Genomic DNA, 15,587 nt, shown 5'->3' with positions numbered 1-15,587 from the left:
CTCCTGGTGTCCCAGGCCCCGCGACGTCCCGGGACACCGCCGTCGGGGTCGGTCCGTTCTCACCGGAGATTGACCGGTCATCGGACGCCCGAAATGCTGGGTCCCATCGATTACAACTGTGGGGACCGCATGCTGAGCTTCACCTTGGACACCAACTGCCTCATAGCGCTAGAAGAAGGCCGGCCTGCGGCATCCGGGGTGCTCGCTCTACTCGACCGGCACACCCGCGGGTCGGCCACCGTTCGACTCGCGGCGACGACTGCAGCGGAGTCTCAGCGCGACGGCACCGCCCCGCCAAGCTTCGAGATCTTCCAGTCAAGGCTGAGGGCCGTGGGCCTGAGCTGCCTCAGCATCCTTAAGCCGGTTGCGATCTTCGACTTGGTCTACTTCGACTGGGCTGAATGGCCGGAGGAGTCGAGTGATGCCGAGCTGCGCCGGATCCACCAGGTCCTGTTCCCCAGCTTCGCCTTCGAGTACGACCGGGCGGTACCTGAATCCCTGACCGAGGAACAGAAGGACAAGGCCGAACGGAAGTGGCGGAACTACCGGCTGGACGGCCTCGGACTGCACACCCACATCCGCGCGGGCGCAGACGTCTACGTCACGTCCGACAGGAACTTCTTCAAGCAGGCCAAGAAGGCTCAGCTTGCACAGCTCGGCGCGCCGGTCATCCTTCCGCCCGACGAAGCCGAGTCGTACGCGGCTTCGCGCTGAAGCCGCAAGGGACCGCCAGCTGCGCTGCAAGCACCAGTCAGCGGTCAGTCCTCGCCTGCTCGAGTCGGACAGCGAGATCGTTGAGATCGGAGAACTCCTCAACAGTCAGCCCTCGCGTGCCCAGGTCGGACTCACCACCACCATTGTGGCCAGACGGTCTCTCGGTCAGCCCTCGCGTGCCCGGGTCGGCCTCGCGGCGGTATGCGTGGGCAAGGTGCCCGGTCGGTCAGCCCTCGTGTGCCCGGGGCGGCCGTCCACACCGGCTGCCGCACGTCGCCCCAGGTCATTCCTGGCGGTGAAGGAGCCTCAGGTCGATTGACGGCCGGCTGTAGGTGAAGGCCGCCTACCACTACGGTGCGTGGCATGACGATGGAAGCGCATCCCTGTGCGGCGTGCTCATCACCGTGTGAGCATGTCCGCTTCTGTCATCGGTGCGACCTCTGCCAGGAAGAGATTGCCAACCTGCAGTTTGCAGTGAAAGTCGCGGTTCTGTTCGGGGGCAGCCAGAGCAAGGCGCTGGACGTCTGCGAGGGCTGCTTCGTCTTCCAGCCGGTGATTCTCGGAGACCTGGTCCACGGCGGATTTGAGGCCGATGAGGACGGCAAGGAAGGCGGGACCGGTTCCCATGCTGCGCTTCTCCTGCACCGGATCCGCAGTCTTCCCCGCCGCTTCGGGCCACGGTCCGCCAAGCAGGTGTAGGGCCGGCAGACGAGGGGACCGGCAGGTCGATGCCATGAGGGTTCGGCTTGTCCCCGCGCAGCGGGCCACCCGCACCACCACCGACGGTTCGGGCGCTCGTCAGCTCGGATTCGGGGCCGGGCACAGCAGGTCCTGCTCGAGGAGGGCGTCCAGCTCGGCTTGGACGGCCTCGATGGGCAGACGCCCGCCGATCGCCTCGGCGACTTCGGTTGCGCTCGTCGAGCCGTTGGCCTCGACCAGGTTGAGGGCGGTGAGGTAGAGGCCGAGGTCCCGCAGGACGAGCGTGCGGCCCTCGGGGTAGGCGCTCGGATCACCCAGCATGAGGCGGGCCAGCGCCGGACGCAGTGGTGAGGCGAGCCGGATTTCCTTGGGGAAGAAGGCCGGATGGCAGACCGCGTAGTCTGCCCGAATTCCGGTTTCGCGCCACTTTTCCATGGTCATCGGCTCCGGGTCGTATCCCATGCAAATACAGTCGAACCCGTATTCGACGGTTGCCGCGCAAAGGTACGGCGGGTCGTTTCTGACGTTCGGCCCCGAGTGCCGCAGGACGGAGTGGCCGCAGTTGCAGTCTGGGGAATTGCTGTCGAGGCCCGGCGCTACGGGGTGCTCCATTGGTTCGTCGGACTGCTGCACAGGCAGGCTGGCCTCCAGGTGGAGGACCGCGCCGTCCAGGGCCTGGCCTGCTGCGAGACCGCTGAGGTCGAACCATTCGCCGTGCTTCCTGCGGTCGGCGAAGTGCCGGTGGAGCTTGTTCTCGAGCTGTAGATCTTCCGTCTCGTGCTGCCAGATGACCGACAGGAGCAACGGGGACATCGTGCGAATCTGCAGCAGCCGCCGCGACAAATTCTTCGTGATTCCGATTTTCACCAGCGGCGAGGAGCTGCTGCCGATCGCGTAGACGATCCGCTTCATTGATGGAGTCGTCTCTGCGACGTCCTGTTCGTTCACGCGCATCCACCTCGCTGCTGATCTGGCGCGGCCCGGTTGGGGCCGACGAACGGGTTGGTCGCGGTCACTCTGCCGCCACCGCCACACGGTTGTCCCGCCTTTCCCCGAACGAGCGAGGGCAACTGCAGCTCATGCTGCTCCAGCCCGCCTCGGGGTCGGGCCGGCGGTGCGCAGCAAGAGCGCCCCGGTCCGGGTGGCGCGGGCGGCTGCGAGGGCGGCGTGGTGGCGGGCGAGCCGATCACGGGCGTGGACGCGGTCGGCGGCTTCTTGGTGTCGGATGTCTTCGGCGGTGGTGGGCAGGGTTCCCTCAGGCTCGCGCAGCCAGCCTCGGTGCCCGCGGAACCACTTGTCACGGTCGGCGGTGGCCTCGTCGAGCGTGACCTGGCGGGCAACGGCCTGGTCACGCATCTGTCGGCGGAGCTGCTGGTAGGTCGGGTTGTCGGCGACGGCCGGACCGTTGGGTGCCCAGGCCCGGCTGGCCTGCAGCTGGCCGGCTCCGGCGGCCTCGCTGGCCTCACCGGCTTCGGTCGGGGAGATGGCTCCGACACGGATGTCAATGGCGCGGACGGTGTCGGGCCGGGCGTGGTTGAGCTTGGCGAGGAGCTGGCGTTGCTCGAGGCGGAGTTTGGTGGTCCAGGCCGGGGAGTCGCAGGTGATGTGCAGGGTGCGGGTGTCCGGGTTGAAGCCGGCCGGGAACCAGTGGAGGGCGGCGTCGGTGCCGACAAGCTGGGCCCAGTTGTTGCGCATGGTGCCCTGGGCGGTGCCGAGGGCCCAGCCCTGGGCGGAGGCCATGGCGGGCATGACGAGGGCGATGGTGGAGGGTTCGCGGGCGTCCCGGCCGGCGCGTGCGATCTGCTGGCGGGTGGGCGGGATCTTCTTCGCGGGGGCGGTGCCGTTGAGGCGGGCGGTGCGGCGGGCGGCGCGCAGCGCGGTGCGGGCGAGGTCGGCGCCGGCGGTCTCCTTGGTGGTGCTGGTCATGCGGTGAACCTCCTGACGGGGATGCGGGCGTGCTCGGCGGCGTCGGCGATCTGCTCGTCCAGGGCACGGTTGTCGATGAAGGCGAGGACCAGGTCGGCGTCCGTGATAAGCCGGGCGATCAGTTCCTCGTCGGTGAGCGGCGGGTGGTGGTGGTCGGGGACGGGGCAGTCGCAGAGCCCTTCGCGGTAGACCGGTTCGGTCGGCTGGCCGTTGGCCTCGGCCCAGCGGCGGGCCAGGTCGCCGATCTCTCCGGCGGCCTCGACGTGGCGTACGGCCAGCAGGTGGAGCGGGCCGCGGTCCTGGACGATGTCGTGCCAGGTCTCCAGCAGCACGTCCTCGACCAGCTGCGGGTCGCTCCAGGTGGGCGGGCCGGTGACGACGACGCGGGCGGAGACGACCTTCGCGTGGAAGCCCGCGACCTCGGGTGCGCCGTCGAGCCGGTTGAGCTTGGTGAGCAGGGACCGGCCGACCAGCTTGACCATGGTCAGGTGGGCCGGGGTGCTGCACAGCAGCACCAGCTTGCGGGTCTCGCGGTCGTAGACGGGCACGGTGTGGGGCGCCAGCTTGGGGGCGACCATCCCCCACCAGGGAAACTCCCGCTGGAGTGCGGCGCGCAGGTCGTCGGTCATCGGGTCACTCCGAGCTGGATGTTCGGGTTGGCGGCGAGGGAGGCGTACTGGGCGACCAGGTCGGCGCCGAAGCGCCCGAAGGCCTCGTCGCCGGCGGCTTCCATCTGGGCGAGCGTGGCTGCGGGCATGTAGGCGGCTTGGAGCAGGTCCTGCCTGGTTGCCGGTGTGCTGGCGGCGGCCGCGCCGAACAGGCCGGCCAGGAACTTCAGCTCACCGGTTTGCTCGCGCACCGCGGCCACGGTGGTGTCCTCGACCCGGGCAGCCGCGTTCGCTGCCACCTGCTGGTCGTGCCGGTCCTGCTTGACGTCCTGGCGCAGGGCGTGGGCGATCAGGGAGTGAGGCCGCTCGGGACGCCACAGCAGGCCGGCGCACCCGTACTGACCTGCGATCTCACCCAGCCAGGCCATGACCCGGCCCTCGCTCCAGCCGCGTGCCACGACGTCGTTGAGGACCCAGCGCAGCTGGTCGTGGCTGGCCTGGCGTACCCACGGCACCCGCCGGTACGCGACCCGGGCGAGCTGGTCGCCGGCTGCCATCATCGCGGCCGTGACGACCTGCCCGAGCACCGTCCGGCGCCGCTCCCCGGCAGGCCTGCCCGCCTGCTTCCTCCTGGTGATCGAGCTCGTGTCACGGGCCGCGCCCGTAGTTTTTTGATCACCCATAGAGGAAGAGCCGACGTAGTGGGTGGTACCACCCCCCATTGGGGTGCAACGCGAGGTGCTGACGGGCTGTCCGGAGCGGCGGTGCCGAGCAGTACGGCGGGGGCGGCGGAGCTTCTTCGCAGCTTTCTGCCCGAGCTGCGCGATCAGGCTCCGACCCTCCTCCGAGATACCGGTCATCCGCCGCTCCAGACCCTCGCCCGCCGTGCGGATCCCGAGCGCCTGGTCGTAGGAGAGCGGGATCAGCCGCTCGTACTCGCTGGCGCGGCAGTCCACTCGGACCTGACCGGGCATCATCGGCAGCCTGGTGCCGACGGCGCGCCAGGCCAGCAGGCCCGTCGCCCGCAGGATCTCCAGGTGGTACTGCACCGTCCGCCGGCTGCACTGCATCGCGCGCATCAGGAAGGCGATGCCCGGCCGGCACGGAGTTAGCTCCGACAGGATCCGTGCGAGCCGCAGCGTCGTCTCGCTGAACTTCGGCCGACGCGACGGTGGGACGTATAGACCGGCACCGTGCACCCAGTGCACCGCCTGCATCCAGCTGTAGCCGTCCAGCACGATCCGCCCGGCCGTCCCCGACACCAGGTGCTGCTGCTCCGGCACCCATGCGGTCTTCTTCGCGGGGACCACTGCGGTGCTGGCTACCTCCTGGCGTTGGCCGGGAACCAGTGGAGCGGCCGGAACTACACCCGAAAGCCCGCCCACGGCACCCCCGACACCATCACCCGAACGTGTGATGTCCATCACAGACCTAGGTCTGGCGGCGGCCGTTCCGACAACCGGTCCCTGAACCGGTCCCTGGACAGAACCCAAGGCAGCACGGGGGGAGGAGAGATCTCCCCCCTCCCTCCCGGCATCCTCCGAGCTCAAACCGGGGACACCACCCGCCGCCACGGGGACACGGCGGGACTGGAACGGGCTCCTGACCTGCTGCAAAATGGCGTTGCTCCCTACAGCTACATGGGGACGCAGCGGCGCCCCCTCGGGGGTGTTCGTGAAAAGCACCCCTCGTGGGTGTTGGAAAGACCCCCTCCGGGGGGTGCCGAACTGCCTCCTCTCGGTCTCGTCTCGTGCGGGTCGTGGGTTGTCGTTCGGGTGCGGCCGAGGCCCCGGCAAGGGCCCCGACTGCGAACGGCTCCTGGCAAGGGAGCCGGGTACTGCGAGTGGCCCTTGGAAAGGGGCCGGTTGTGGTGCAACTGGGTAGTGCAGCTGGTGGTCGGTTGGAAGCCGATCTCCAGCGAGCCCCGCTCGACGGTTTGGAAGCCCGAGAGCGAGGTGGAGCAGGTGGCCGCGTTGATCCGGGTGGAAAGTCCGGGGAGCGGCCAGCGGAGCTAGACCCGTGGAACGGTCAGGCGCTGCAGACGAGGGCTAGGTCACGGAACACCCCCGCCTTGGGGGCCGCCGTGGCCGGCCACATACACGACGACGGCACCCCGCCGGAGCGAGACCCGGGAACTCCCGGTCGACTCCACGGCGGGGTGCCGCGCGTATGAGGGGGTGCCACTGCGGGTACCCTGCATCACGTCACCACCTCCTACGTGGCTGACCGGGACGGGCCCCTGGCAGGGGGCGCCGATCCACTTGAACGCCGTCCGGTCCCTCGGGTCCGGACGGCGAAGTGCATTTTGGATCACTGTCGGGGCAAGCGTACCCCTGCGGCCAACACTCGGAGTAGCGGCGAACGCACCGTGTCGATCTGATGTGCCAACGATCAGAAATGCCGACATGCTCGCCTGCTTCCTAGCCCGCTGTCCGGTCGTCGAGACCGTGAACGGTACGAAGAGCCTCGCGCTGTGCCAGCCAGCCGGAGACCCCCTGGTTTCCGATTCCGCCACCACTTACGGTCCGGACGTGGTGGTAGCCGTGGTTGAGCCAGAAGCGGTGTAGCTGGACGTTCGTGGTCCACGCGTTGATCCGAACCCATTGACCTCCGGCCCGTGCTGTTCGGTCGCCAGCCCAGTCGAGCAGTCGGCCGCCAAGGCCTTGGCCGGCGTAGGCTCGGGCGACTGTCAGCTTGTGCAGGTGCATGCACGGTTCCGCGAGTTCCTCCGGGGTCCAGAGGTTGGGCTCCGGGTTGTTGTCCAGCGTGACCGTCGCGGCTGGGGTGCCGTGGTCGTGAACCACGAAAACAGTGCCAGCCTCGATGCTCGCGAGCAGTACCTCTTCGGGGAAGGGATTGCTCCACTGGTCGATTCCTTGACCGGCAAGCCACTGCGCCGTCTCGCGACGGAACGCCAGAAGTAGAGCGAGGTCCGACGGGCGGGCTTGAGTGATGATCACTGGGCGTCGCCTCCTGGCGGCGTGTGGCGCGTGTCGATGTCGTACGTGACCTGATTTAGGTCGCCTCGGAAGGTGGTCACCGTGCTGCGGATGGCTCGGCCCGCGCTGGTGAAGCCGGTACGCGACCAGATCAGCACTGGAACCCCGGGTCCGACCTGCAACTCGCGCGCCTCAGTCGGCGTTGGCATCCGGGTCGACCACGTGTCGTGGTAACGCATCTGCTCTAGACCCAGGCCGTTGAGGTACCTCGTCGTCCCCTCGTCGATGTCCTGCGGTTCGGCGATCCGTGGGGCCTCACTCACCACCCAGGCCGGGTAGTGAGTCGCCTGCGTGCTCCACGGGACGCCGTCCACGTACCGGAGGCAGAAGCGGAGGATGGTCGACGACGTGACGTCGACCGACAATCGGGCGGCAACCTCGTCGGAGGCTGGCTGCAACTCGACGCGGAACTCCTGGTGTGGCCGGCGTCCTGCACGTCGCACCTCGTCCGAGTAGGCGTCGCCGTCCTGGTCTTCACCCAGCGTCAGGTTCTCGAACCGTGAGGCGTCCAGGGTGAAGAGGTCATGCGAGCGGACCTCATAGCCGCGTCCCTGGCTAGGAGCGATCAGACCCTCGGTGACCAGGACGTTCAAGCCTTGCCGCACGGTGTTGCGGGCGGCGTCGAACCGGATACTCAGCTCGCGTTCGGACGGCAGGGAGGCACCCGGCGGGTATACGCCAGCGTCGATCTCCGAGCGCAATCCGTCGGCGACTTGGCGGTACAACGGCTTTCTCATAGGGCCATCATGCCCTACATGCGCAACTGGTTCATACATGCCGTGTCCAATCGCTTGACGAGTGACGCTCTGCTGGTGCACGATCACTCTACAGCTGGTGCAGACAAGTTGCGCAAGAGGTACCACCTAAGCAACTTGCACCAGTTCCTCTGGGTGCTTTGTGCCCGGAAAAAACCACATAGCTCCACCTGACCGGGGCCCACCAAGGCACTGGGGTTGACGATCCACGAGGTCCCCCGCCGCCGGGCCACGGCAGTTCCTACGCAGCGGTTGCGCTGCCCGCTCTCCATGGCCCCTCCGGCCGTGGCGGTCGGAGAACTCAACCGCCCCCCGATGCTTCCGAGACCAGGGAGATCCCAATGCGTCACAACGGCAGGGCCGTCCTGAAGGCCTCACAGATCCCCGCCTCCAACATCACCCTCCACCCCGGCGAGCCCGTCACCGTGGTCTGCACCGACTGCCGCACCTGGCGCAAGCTCACCCGCTCGATGATCCCGGCGCACCGCTCCACCGACCTCGGCCGCGACCTGCGCGACGCCGACGGCAAGCAGATCAAGCGCGACACCCGCTGCCCCGGCAGCGGCCAGCGCATCGAGATCGACCTCACGCTCGCCCGGTGGGTGACGCGGATCGAGGACGGCCTCACCGAGACCGCGGCCTGCCGGCCGACCACCGTCCTGCGCAAGGTCAAGGCCCCGGCGCCCCGGGCGGTGCTCCACATCGCGCAGGACCGTCCGGCCGAGCCCACCGAGTCCGCCAGGCCGGCCGCGAGGAAGCGTGCCAAGGGCTGGGAGGCGGTCCGCGTCGGCGTGCTCGTCACGGACGCCCTGCGGGTGCAGCCGCTGTACGGCGCGCGCAGCCCGATCTTCTCGCTGCCTCTGCCCGATGGCGTGGCCACCGAGCCGCCCCGGAAGCACCGGAAGCGGAAGGGTCGCCTCGCCGCCTGACCCACCACCAGCAGCACGAACCACCACGGCCGCCGCCGACCCCGATCCGCGGGGTGGGCGGCGGCCGTCGTCTTGCCCCGTACATCAGCCCGTCCAGCGAGACCACCCCCGAGGAGACCTCGATGCCCGACACCCCCGCCGCCGTGCAGCTCGCTGAGGCCTACACCTGGTACGCGACCGGCCTGCGCGACCTGGTCCTGGAGCTGCTGGACGAGGCCGGCCTGGACACCGCCAGCGACACCGCCGAGGACCTGTGTGGCGACCTGTGGCTGCACGCGGCAGAGTTCACCGCCTCCCACAACCTCAGCTTCACCGAGGTCCTGGCTCTCCTGGACCGCAACGCCGACCTGCTGGTGAACCGCCTCCGCTACGGCCCGCCGGTGACCCCCGCGGGCCGGCTCGACACCGCACCCGGCACCGGCACCCAGCTGCTCCCCCGCTCGCGCCGCGCCGCCGAGAGCCCCCGCCCGCAGCGCGCGGCGGCCTGATGCGTACCCACCTGATCGCCTACCTGGCCCGCACCCGTGACGGGGCGCAGCAGGGTGTGGCCCGCGTCCTGTCGGCACGCGATCGGCCGTCGTGGCACGAGTGTGCGGCCGTCGTCCCCGGATACCTCATCGGGCAGTACCTCGGCGCCGCTCCCGGGCCGGACGAGACCCGGCGCGGGCGGCGCGCTGCCTGACCCGCCACCAGCAGGACGAACGACCACGGCCGCCGCCGACCCGGACCTTCGGGTGGGCGGCGGCCGTGGCTGCTCGTACGCAGCACAGAGCAGCAAGTAGGCCCCGGGGGCGCAATCCCCGGGGCCGAGCCGGTCGCACCACCCACCCCGCAGAGGACGAGAGGACCACGACCGTGGACACCATGATGGCACCCACCGCCACCCAGCCGAGCGTCGCCGATCTCGACGACCTGTACACGCGGTACGCCGGCCGACTGCGCGCCGCCGCCGCCGAACAGCTCGCCGACATCACCCCGGCCGCCGCCGACCTCGACGAGGACCTGGCCGACGCCGTCTGGGACGACGTCGCCACCGGCCACTACCCCGACGACGCCCGCGGCCTGGACGGCCTGCTCATCCTGCTCCGCGACAAGGTCCGCCGGGTCCGCGCCCGGGCCGCGGCCGCCAGCCGCGCGATCCGCGAGGTCGTCATCGACCTGGACGACCTCGCCGACGAGCCGATCACCGCGATCCGCACCATCCGGCCGCTCCCGGCCACCGTCTCCTCCGCCGTCGCCGACCTCCGCACCCTCCCCCTGGCCGGCTGACCCCGATGACCGATCAGGCCGCAGCCGAACTGCAGCGCCAGATCCAGGAGCAGCTCGCCCGCATCGAGGCGCAGCACGCCGCCGAGCGCCAGCTCGCCGAACAGCTCCGCCAGCAGCAGGGAGGACCGCAGTGACCATCACCCACGTCTGCCGCGCGTACGCCAACGGCAACGGCGGCGCGACCAAGCCGCCCGCGCCCCCGGCCCCGCCCACCCCGGCCGGCGGTGGCCGGTGAGCAGCCCCGAGGACCAGGCCTGGACCCAGCGGCAGATGGACGAGCTGCTCCGCCGGGCCCGCGAGATGCACGCTCGCGCCAAGGCCGATAAGGCCGGCGGCCAGCAGCAGTAGCCAGCACCAGCCACGACACGAGAGGGGAACGACCCGTGATGACGACCGAGGAGTACGACGCCTGGCAGGCCGACCTGGCCGCGATGCACGCCGCGTACGAGGAGGCCGACCAGGCCGAGCACGTGGCCTACATGGACGAGCTCGACGCCCGCGACGTCGCGGCCTGGGCCGACCCGGTCCTGGAGCAGCCGGCCGACGGTGGCGCGCTCCTGGAGCAGCGGCACGCCTTGCACGAGGCCGCCCACCCCGACCAGGTCGAGGCGCTGCGGCGCCTCGCCGCCCTGGCCTGATCGCCGCCGGACGCTGTCGTTCGCCGCCGCGCTCGCCCGTACACCGGGCCGAGCGCGGCGGCGTTCGTCGGTGCCCGACGCACCGCACCACGAGACGAGAGGACGTGTCATGGCCGAGGACCACTCCGCCGATCTGGAGAAGCTGGTCGCCGCGCTGGAGCGCGGACCCCTGGATGTCACCGACGAGGAGCGCGAGCTCCTCCAGCGCCTGCCGGAGACCATGCGGCTGGTGGCCCGCATGGTCTCCGGCAGGCGTTTCGACCGCGCCGTCGGGATGGCGCTGTCCGACGGCGCCATCGTGACCGAGCCGATGCTGGCCGGTCTCGGCGACTGGTTCGCGCAGGCTGCAGTGACCGCCGACGGCATGGCACTGCGGAGCCTGTGAGGCCTGACCGCGTCGGTCGGTTGTCGTTCGCCGCCGCGCCCCGCCCCGCACCGTCAGGGCCGGGCGCGGCGGTGTTCGACGGTGCCCGACGCACCGCCCATCCGCCCGGTTCACCGAGGAGTCCCCCGATGTCCCAGACCACGACCACCGCCACCCAGTCCAGCCGCCCCGCCGCCGAGCAGGGCACGCACTTCTACGTCCTGACCCTGCAGAAGCCGGACGGGTACGGCATGGCCACCGCCACCACCTCCGGCACCCACACCCCGCCCGCCGGGTGGACCACCTACGACTTCTACCTCGCCGTCCGCGCCGACCTGGAGCGCAACCAGCCCGAACTGCGCGGCGGCGTCGTCGTGCACTTCGACGTCCGGCCCAACCAGCTCTGAGCCGCCGGTTGCTGTCGTTCGCCGCCGCGCTCCGCCCCGGACCACCGGGTGCCGGGGCGCGGCGGTGTTCGACGGTGCCCGACGCACCCGTCCCTCTCCCCTATATAGGAGGACCCCCGTGAGCAAGCCGAACTGGATGGCCTCGCACCTCGGCGCGGAGCACTCCCCCGACCCGCTGGCGCAGCTGCTGGAGCTGGGCCGCTGGCTGGACGACCCGGCCCGGCGCTTCGCCTGGCGCACCGCCCGCAAGGCCTGCGAGGCCGCCGTCACCGACGCCGACCGCGCGCACGACGACGCCCAGCGCCCCAGCCGGTGCACCCCGGCCGCCCGGATCGCCGACCTGCACGAGCAGCTGGACCTGGCCCAGGGCCGCGCCGGCCTGCTCGCCCTGGTCGAGGAGCTCGCCGAGCGGACCCGGCTGCGGGCCACCACCACCGTCCTGTGGCCCAGCCCGTTCAAGGGCGCGTTCGACCCGCAGACGCTGCGCCTGCTGGCGACGCGCATCAGCACCGGCACCCAGCAACTGCTCACCGAGCTGGAGGCCGACTTCGTCTACCCCGACGAGGTGCACCGCAACGCGGAGGCCGCCCTCGCCATGCTCACCAGCCGCCGCCTGGCGGCGGAGGCCACCGGCGAGCCCGCCGTCCTGAGCGGCTGGGCCGAGGCGATCGAGTTCGCCCTGGCCGTCGTCCAGACCGCCTCCACCCGCGCCTGACCGGCACCGCCTGTCGCCGCCGTGCCCGCATGGACGGCGGCGGCAGCCGGCGCCCGACGTACCGCCCGCAGGCCGCGCCGAGCCGCCCACCACGGCAAACCCCGTTCCACCTGACGTCCCCTATAGAAGAGGAGAACTCCCGTGCTGACCATCGCGAGGACCACCGAGTTGGCGAAGCTGCGCGAGCAGGCCGCGCAGGCCAAGGACGCCGCCGCGCGTGAGAGCAGCGCGCGGCGCGAACTGGCGAAGCTTGGTGAGCAGCTGCGCGTCGCGCTTGTGGAGAAGAAGCAGGCCGAGGCCGAGACCGCGCGGGCCGAGGCCGAGGCGCGCGCGGTGCTGGAGCGAGTCCAGGCGGACCAGGTCGGTGTGTGCGCCGGACTGAGGTGCACGATCGCCGAGCTGCGCGCCGAGCTGCAGCAGCTCCGTAGCGCGCAGCCGACCGTCAGGGAGGAGCTGCCGGAGCACACGGTGCTCCGGTTCCGCACCGTCGGTGGCGGGACCACGGTGGTGACCGGGAAGCCGAGCACCTACTGGTCCTACTGCCAAGACAAGAACGTCCACGGCCACGACTACGCCTGGAAGTGCGTCACCTGCGGGGACGACAGCTCCTCCTACACGAGCCACGACCTGGCCGACATGCGTCGCCGGTCCAACGAGCACGCCGCCTCCTGCCGGGCGATCCCGGCCGGCCCCGGCGACACCGCCGACGCCGAGAAGACCGGCGCCCGCAGCTGACCGAGGCCGTGTTTCGGGCCCGGCCGCCTCTCCTTCGCCCCCAGCGGCGGCCGGTTTCGCAAGCGCGTGATCGCGTTTCGGGAGCACCGGCCGCCGTTTCGGAACCACCTGAACCGAGCCTTCCGGAGGCCCCTGTGACGATCACCGACCTGCCGCCGACGGCGGCCCCGCCCGGCCCGGCGCGCCCCGTGCCAGGCCCCGTTTCGGCTTCGCCCCGTCCCTCCCCGACACCGGCCGCCCCCGCCAGGGTGGCCCGGCACGTCATCACCCGCCAGGAATACGAAGCGGCAAAGACCGCCCTGGCCAAGCTGAAGAAGCTCGGCGACATGATCACCCGGTCGCTGATGTCGATCGGCGGCGGTGCGCTCGTTTTCACTTGCGCGAACGTCACGCTGTTCGCGATGAGCCACGACATCCCGGGCTGGATCGCCTGGATGCTCGACCCGATGGCCTCCCTCGCCCTGATCACCGTCCTGTACGTCGACGGGGTCCTGGCCGAGCAGGGCGGCGAGCGGGCCGGCACCTGGCCGTTCCTGCTGCGCTGGTTCGCCGGCATCAGCACCTGGCTGATGAACTCCTGGACGAGCCTGTACCCGGACGCGGTGTTCGCCCTGATCCCCGAGCACCCGGACGCCGGCGGCCTGCTGCTCCACAGTGTGGCTCCGTTCCTGCTCATCACGATGGCGGAGGCGTCCTCCGGCTACCGCAAGTACCTCGCGAAACGGCTCGGCGAACTGCGCGAGGTCATCCAGGCCTACGAGGACCAGCAGCAGGCGGCCAAGAAGGAGCGCGAAGACCGGGCGCTGGCCGAGCGCGAGAAGGCCGAGCAGGCCGCGCTCGATGCCGAGCGCGCCGAGCGCGAGGAGCAGCACGAGCGCGAGCGGGCGCAGGAGCGGGCCGCTGCGGCCGAGCGTGCCTCGAAGGCGGAGATCGAGCGGCTCCGCGAGCAGGGCCGGCTGGAGGCCGAGAAGGCCGAACGCGAGGACCGCAAGCTTCGCGAGGCCCGCGAGTTCGAGGCGCAGCAGCTGCTTCGCGAGAAGGAGCTGGAGGAAACCCGAGCGAAGAACGAGGCCGAGAAGCTCCAGCGCGAACGTGAGGCGGAAATCGAGCGCATCCGCGAGCAGCGCGAGCTGGAGAACGCGAGGACGCTTCGCGAGGCCGAGCAGGCCCGGATCGCCCAGGAAAACGAGGACGCGCGGGCCCGCCGCGAGCAGGAAACTGAGGCGGAGAAGCTGCGTCAGACCCGGGAAAACGAGGACGCCCGGCGGCGTTCGGAAGCCGAGCGCGAGGCGCTGCGGATCAAGGCCGAGGGTGAGGCCAAGGCGAAGATCCTGCTGGCGAACGAGCAGGTCAGGCAGCAGCAGGCGGCGGAGCAGGAGCGCCGGGAGAAGGAGGCCGCCGAGGCGGCCGACAAACGCCGCAAGGCCGAGGAGCGCGCGGCCGCGAGGCAGCAGCGCCTGACCTCGCAGACCGCTCGCACTCCCCGCACCGGCGCCTCGCGTGTCCCCTCGGAAATCGCCTCGCAGAACGGCGGCACGGTCCCTCGCGAACTGCGCTCGCGCCTTCGCGAGCAGGCCGAGCGCGAGGTCGCGCGGCTGATGCTGGAGGGCTCGGAGATCGACCAGAAGGCGATCGGCGAGCGCTACGAAAAGGGCGAGACATGGGTCGGAGACCGCATCCGGTCCGCGAAGAAGCGCCTCGCGAACGACCCGGACTTCGAGCTCGCGGTCATCTCCTCCGCGCTGGAGGACGAGATGCCGGTCTCCGAGGAGGCGCGCGACAGCGACACCCAGGCCGGCGACGAGGCGGCCTGACGAGAAGTCGGCCTCTCCGGTGGCCACCAGGTCGCGGATATCGCTCTGGTGACCGCCGAAGGTGCCGACGGCGCCTGCACCACCGTACCGAGCACGCCCGAAGGAGCCCCCCGTGAGCACCCTGGAGTACCTGATCGGCCTCGTGCTGGTCGTCCTGGCCGTCACCGCCACCGTGGCCACGCCGTTCGTGCTGGTCCACGCCCGCACCAGCCACGACCACGGCCCCGACTGCTGGTGGTGCCACCCCCGGCTGCGCCGCCGCCGCTGACGAGCCGTCCCACTCACCGAGATCCGGGCATCTCGGCTGGCCGCTGGGCCCCTGAACAGGGTTCCGGCGGTTGGCGAAGGCGTCCGGTCGGCGCCGAGTCCACCGAACAGAGAAGGAGCACGCCATGGCCGAGAGCGATTCGGTCTACAACGACCCCGCCTACGACATCAGCAGCATCCCGTCGTGGAAGCAGACGCCGCCGCTGCACGGCGCCTACGCCCCCAACGCCAGACTCTCCCCCCGTATGAAGGCGGGTGTGGCCTGCGGGGCGGTCGTCCTGGTCGCCACCGGGATGGTCGCCTGGTCGCAGTACGCCTCCGCCTCGGCCGACGCCGAGGTGAAGAGGGCGCAGATCGCCCTCGACAACTCCCGCCTCGAGCTGGAGAAGCAGAAGCAGGAGGCCTCGCTGGCGGCCGAAACCGCCAAGACCAGCGGTGTGGAAACCGACGCCCAGAAGGCCCGGAGGGAGGCCGTCCAGGCCTGCGTCGCGAAGGCCACCGGCGCCTACAACGCGATCGCCGACTGCGCCAAGGCGTACCCGGCGGTCGACTCTCCGGGCATGGTCAACACGGCCCAGAGGGTGGCCTCCGGTGGTGATGACGGCGGCTCGAACTCCGGTGTCGGCTTGGCCGTCCTCGGGGTCGCCGGTGTTGCCGTGGCCGGCGGCTGGCTGAAGAAACATCTCACCCGTAAGTAACCGTCAGTGACTTCCTTTCCTTTCCCTTCCCGGCCTGGGAACGGCGTCCC

At 70.6% G+C, this 15,587-nt stretch carries 21 protein-coding genes; 15 read left to right on the top strand and 6 right to left on the bottom strand.

Annotation, left to right across the window (positions count from 1 at the left end):
• Window positions 1–129: 129 nt before the first annotated feature.
• Together ACIOJE_RS27365 and ACIOJE_RS27360 are read left to right on the top strand one after the other, a co-directional pair.
• Window positions 130–714, top strand: coding sequence for a hypothetical protein (locus ACIOJE_RS27365; protein ID WP_400779570.1), 585 nt, complete (start codon window positions 130–132; stop codon window positions 712–714).
• A gap of 363 nt (window positions 715–1,077) precedes the next feature.
• Window positions 1,078–1,413 carry a hypothetical protein gene (locus ACIOJE_RS27360; RefSeq protein ID WP_400779568.1) on the top strand — a complete coding sequence of 112 codons (336 nt, stop codon included), beginning with the start codon at window positions 1,078–1,080 and terminating at the stop codon, window positions 1,411–1,413.
• 99 nt (window positions 1,414–1,512) lie between these two features.
• On the opposite strand, the gene ACIOJE_RS27355 is transcribed toward ACIOJE_RS27360, so the two are convergent.
• The 6 genes from ACIOJE_RS27355 to ACIOJE_RS27330 form a co-directional block, all read right to left on the bottom strand.
• Window positions 1,513–2,361, bottom strand: coding sequence for a GIY-YIG nuclease family protein (locus tag ACIOJE_RS27355; protein WP_400779566.1), 849 nt, complete (start codon window positions 2,359–2,361; stop codon window positions 1,513–1,515).
• A 129-nt stretch (window positions 2,362–2,490) separates the two neighbouring features.
• The gene (locus ACIOJE_RS27350) at window positions 2,491–3,339 is read right to left on the bottom strand and encodes a DciA family protein (protein ID WP_400779564.1); all 849 of its coding nucleotides are present in this window, start codon (window positions 3,337–3,339) and stop codon (window positions 2,491–2,493) included.
• Window positions 3,336–3,968 carry an NAD(P)-dependent oxidoreductase gene (locus ACIOJE_RS27345; RefSeq protein WP_400779562.1) on the bottom strand — a complete coding sequence of 211 codons (633 nt, stop codon included), beginning with the start codon at window positions 3,966–3,968 and terminating at the stop codon, window positions 3,336–3,338. Before ACIOJE_RS27345 ends, ACIOJE_RS27350 begins: the two co-directional genes overlap by 4 nt.
• A complete protein-coding gene (locus tag ACIOJE_RS27340) occupies window positions 3,965–5,230 on the bottom strand; it encodes a hypothetical protein (protein WP_400779560.1) in 1,266 nt (421 codons plus the stop codon). Before ACIOJE_RS27340 ends, ACIOJE_RS27345 begins: the two co-directional genes overlap by 4 nt.
• 1,137 nt (window positions 5,231–6,367) lie before the next feature.
• Window positions 6,368–6,907 (bottom strand): GNAT family N-acetyltransferase, encoded by a 540-nt coding sequence (locus ACIOJE_RS27335; protein WP_400779558.1) that lies wholly within the window; start codon window positions 6,905–6,907, stop codon window positions 6,368–6,370.
• On the bottom strand, window positions 6,904–7,683 hold the full coding sequence (locus tag ACIOJE_RS27330; protein ID WP_400779556.1) for a GntR family transcriptional regulator: 780 nt from the start codon (window positions 7,681–7,683) through the stop codon (window positions 6,904–6,906). The genes ACIOJE_RS27335 and ACIOJE_RS27330 overlap by 4 nt, the downstream gene beginning before the upstream one ends.
• Before the next feature lie 359 nt (window positions 7,684–8,042).
• On the opposite strand from ACIOJE_RS27330, the gene ACIOJE_RS27325 reads away from it, so the two are divergent.
• From ACIOJE_RS27325 to ACIOJE_RS27265, 13 genes are all read left to right on the top strand, one after another.
• Window positions 8,043–8,630, top strand: coding sequence for a hypothetical protein (locus ACIOJE_RS27325; RefSeq protein ID WP_400779554.1), 588 nt, complete (start codon window positions 8,043–8,045; stop codon window positions 8,628–8,630).
• Window positions 8,631–8,752: 122 nt separating this feature from the next.
• Window positions 8,753–9,118: a hypothetical protein gene (locus tag ACIOJE_RS27320; protein WP_400779552.1), complete on the top strand. Its 366-nt coding sequence runs from the start codon at window positions 8,753–8,755 to the stop codon at window positions 9,116–9,118.
• A complete protein-coding gene (locus ACIOJE_RS27315) occupies window positions 9,118–9,312 on the top strand; it encodes a hypothetical protein (RefSeq protein ID WP_400779550.1) in 195 nt (64 codons plus the stop codon). Before ACIOJE_RS27320 ends, ACIOJE_RS27315 begins: the two co-directional genes overlap by 1 nt.
• 173 nt (window positions 9,313–9,485) lie before the next feature.
• Window positions 9,486–9,899, top strand: a complete 414-nt coding sequence (locus ACIOJE_RS27310; protein ID WP_400779548.1) for a hypothetical protein — start codon at window positions 9,486–9,488, stop codon at window positions 9,897–9,899.
• A gap of 5 nt (window positions 9,900–9,904) precedes the next feature.
• A complete protein-coding gene (locus ACIOJE_RS27305; RefSeq protein WP_400779546.1) occupies window positions 9,905–10,033 on the top strand; it encodes a hypothetical protein in 129 nt (42 codons plus the stop codon).
• Window positions 10,034–10,282: 249 nt separating this feature from the next.
• Window positions 10,283–10,537, top strand: coding sequence for a hypothetical protein (locus ACIOJE_RS27300; protein WP_400779544.1), 255 nt, complete (start codon window positions 10,283–10,285; stop codon window positions 10,535–10,537).
• Between the two features lie 109 nt (window positions 10,538–10,646).
• Entirely contained in the window at window positions 10,647–10,922 is a 276-nt protein-coding gene (locus tag ACIOJE_RS27295) for a hypothetical protein (RefSeq protein WP_400779542.1), read from the top strand.
• Between the two features lie 128 nt (window positions 10,923–11,050).
• Window positions 11,051–11,308, top strand: coding sequence for a hypothetical protein (locus ACIOJE_RS27290; RefSeq protein ID WP_400779540.1), 258 nt, complete (start codon window positions 11,051–11,053; stop codon window positions 11,306–11,308).
• A gap of 118 nt (window positions 11,309–11,426) precedes the next feature.
• A complete protein-coding gene (locus ACIOJE_RS27285) occupies window positions 11,427–12,023 on the top strand; it encodes a hypothetical protein (RefSeq protein ID WP_400779538.1) in 597 nt (198 codons plus the stop codon).
• A gap of 141 nt (window positions 12,024–12,164) precedes the next feature.
• Window positions 12,165–12,758, top strand: a complete 594-nt coding sequence (locus ACIOJE_RS27280) for a hypothetical protein (protein ID WP_400779536.1) — start codon at window positions 12,165–12,167, stop codon at window positions 12,756–12,758.
• 134 nt (window positions 12,759–12,892) lie between these two features.
• A complete protein-coding gene (locus tag ACIOJE_RS27275) occupies window positions 12,893–14,572 on the top strand; it encodes a hypothetical protein (RefSeq protein WP_400779534.1) in 1,680 nt (559 codons plus the stop codon).
• Between the two features lie 112 nt (window positions 14,573–14,684).
• Window positions 14,685–14,840: a hypothetical protein gene (locus ACIOJE_RS27270; RefSeq protein ID WP_400779532.1), complete on the top strand. Its 156-nt coding sequence runs from the start codon at window positions 14,685–14,687 to the stop codon at window positions 14,838–14,840.
• A 124-nt stretch (window positions 14,841–14,964) separates the two neighbouring features.
• Window positions 14,965–15,537: a hypothetical protein gene (locus ACIOJE_RS27265; protein ID WP_400779530.1), complete on the top strand. Its 573-nt coding sequence runs from the start codon at window positions 14,965–14,967 to the stop codon at window positions 15,535–15,537.
• Window positions 15,538–15,587 lie beyond the last annotated feature (50 nt).

It is taken from the genome of Kitasatospora sp. NPDC087861, assembly GCF_044742585.1.
GTDB lineage: Bacteria > Actinomycetota > Actinomycetes > Streptomycetales > Streptomycetaceae > Kitasatospora.
Note: the sequence above shows the minus strand (reverse complement) of the source record. Positions and strands in the feature narration are given on the sequence as shown.

What these genes read in the sequence shown, in the direction of transcription:
- ACIOJE_RS27365 (WP_400779570.1), top strand. Translation starts at nt 130, where the DNA reads ATGCTGAGCTTCACCTTGGACACCAACTGCCTCATAGCGCTAGAAGAA.
- ACIOJE_RS27360 (WP_400779568.1), top strand. Translation starts at nt 1,078, where the DNA reads ATGACGATGGAAGCGCATCCCTGTGCGGCGTGCTCATCACCGTGTGAG.
- ACIOJE_RS27350 (WP_400779564.1), bottom strand. Translation starts at nt 3,339, where the DNA reads ATGACCAGCACCACCAAGGAGACCGCCGGCGCCGACCTCGCCCGCACC.
- ACIOJE_RS27345 (WP_400779562.1), bottom strand. Translation starts at nt 3,968, where the DNA reads ATGACCGACGACCTGCGCGCCGCACTCCAGCGGGAGTTTCCCTGGTGG.
- ACIOJE_RS27330 (WP_400779556.1), bottom strand. Translation starts at nt 7,683, where the DNA reads ATGAGAAAGCCGTTGTACCGCCAAGTCGCCGACGGATTGCGCTCGGAG.
- ACIOJE_RS27325 (WP_400779554.1), top strand. Translation starts at nt 8,043, where the DNA reads ATGCGTCACAACGGCAGGGCCGTCCTGAAGGCCTCACAGATCCCCGCC.
- ACIOJE_RS27320 (WP_400779552.1), top strand. Translation starts at nt 8,753, where the DNA reads ATGCCCGACACCCCCGCCGCCGTGCAGCTCGCTGAGGCCTACACCTGG.
- ACIOJE_RS27315 (WP_400779550.1), top strand. Translation starts at nt 9,118, where the DNA reads ATGCGTACCCACCTGATCGCCTACCTGGCCCGCACCCGTGACGGGGCG.
- ACIOJE_RS27305 (WP_400779546.1), top strand. Translation starts at nt 9,905, where the DNA reads ATGACCGATCAGGCCGCAGCCGAACTGCAGCGCCAGATCCAGGAGCAG.
- ACIOJE_RS27295 (WP_400779542.1), top strand. Translation starts at nt 10,647, where the DNA reads ATGGCCGAGGACCACTCCGCCGATCTGGAGAAGCTGGTCGCCGCGCTG.
- ACIOJE_RS27290 (WP_400779540.1), top strand. Translation starts at nt 11,051, where the DNA reads ATGTCCCAGACCACGACCACCGCCACCCAGTCCAGCCGCCCCGCCGCC.
- ACIOJE_RS27265 (WP_400779530.1), top strand. Translation starts at nt 14,965, where the DNA reads ATGGCCGAGAGCGATTCGGTCTACAACGACCCCGCCTACGACATCAGC.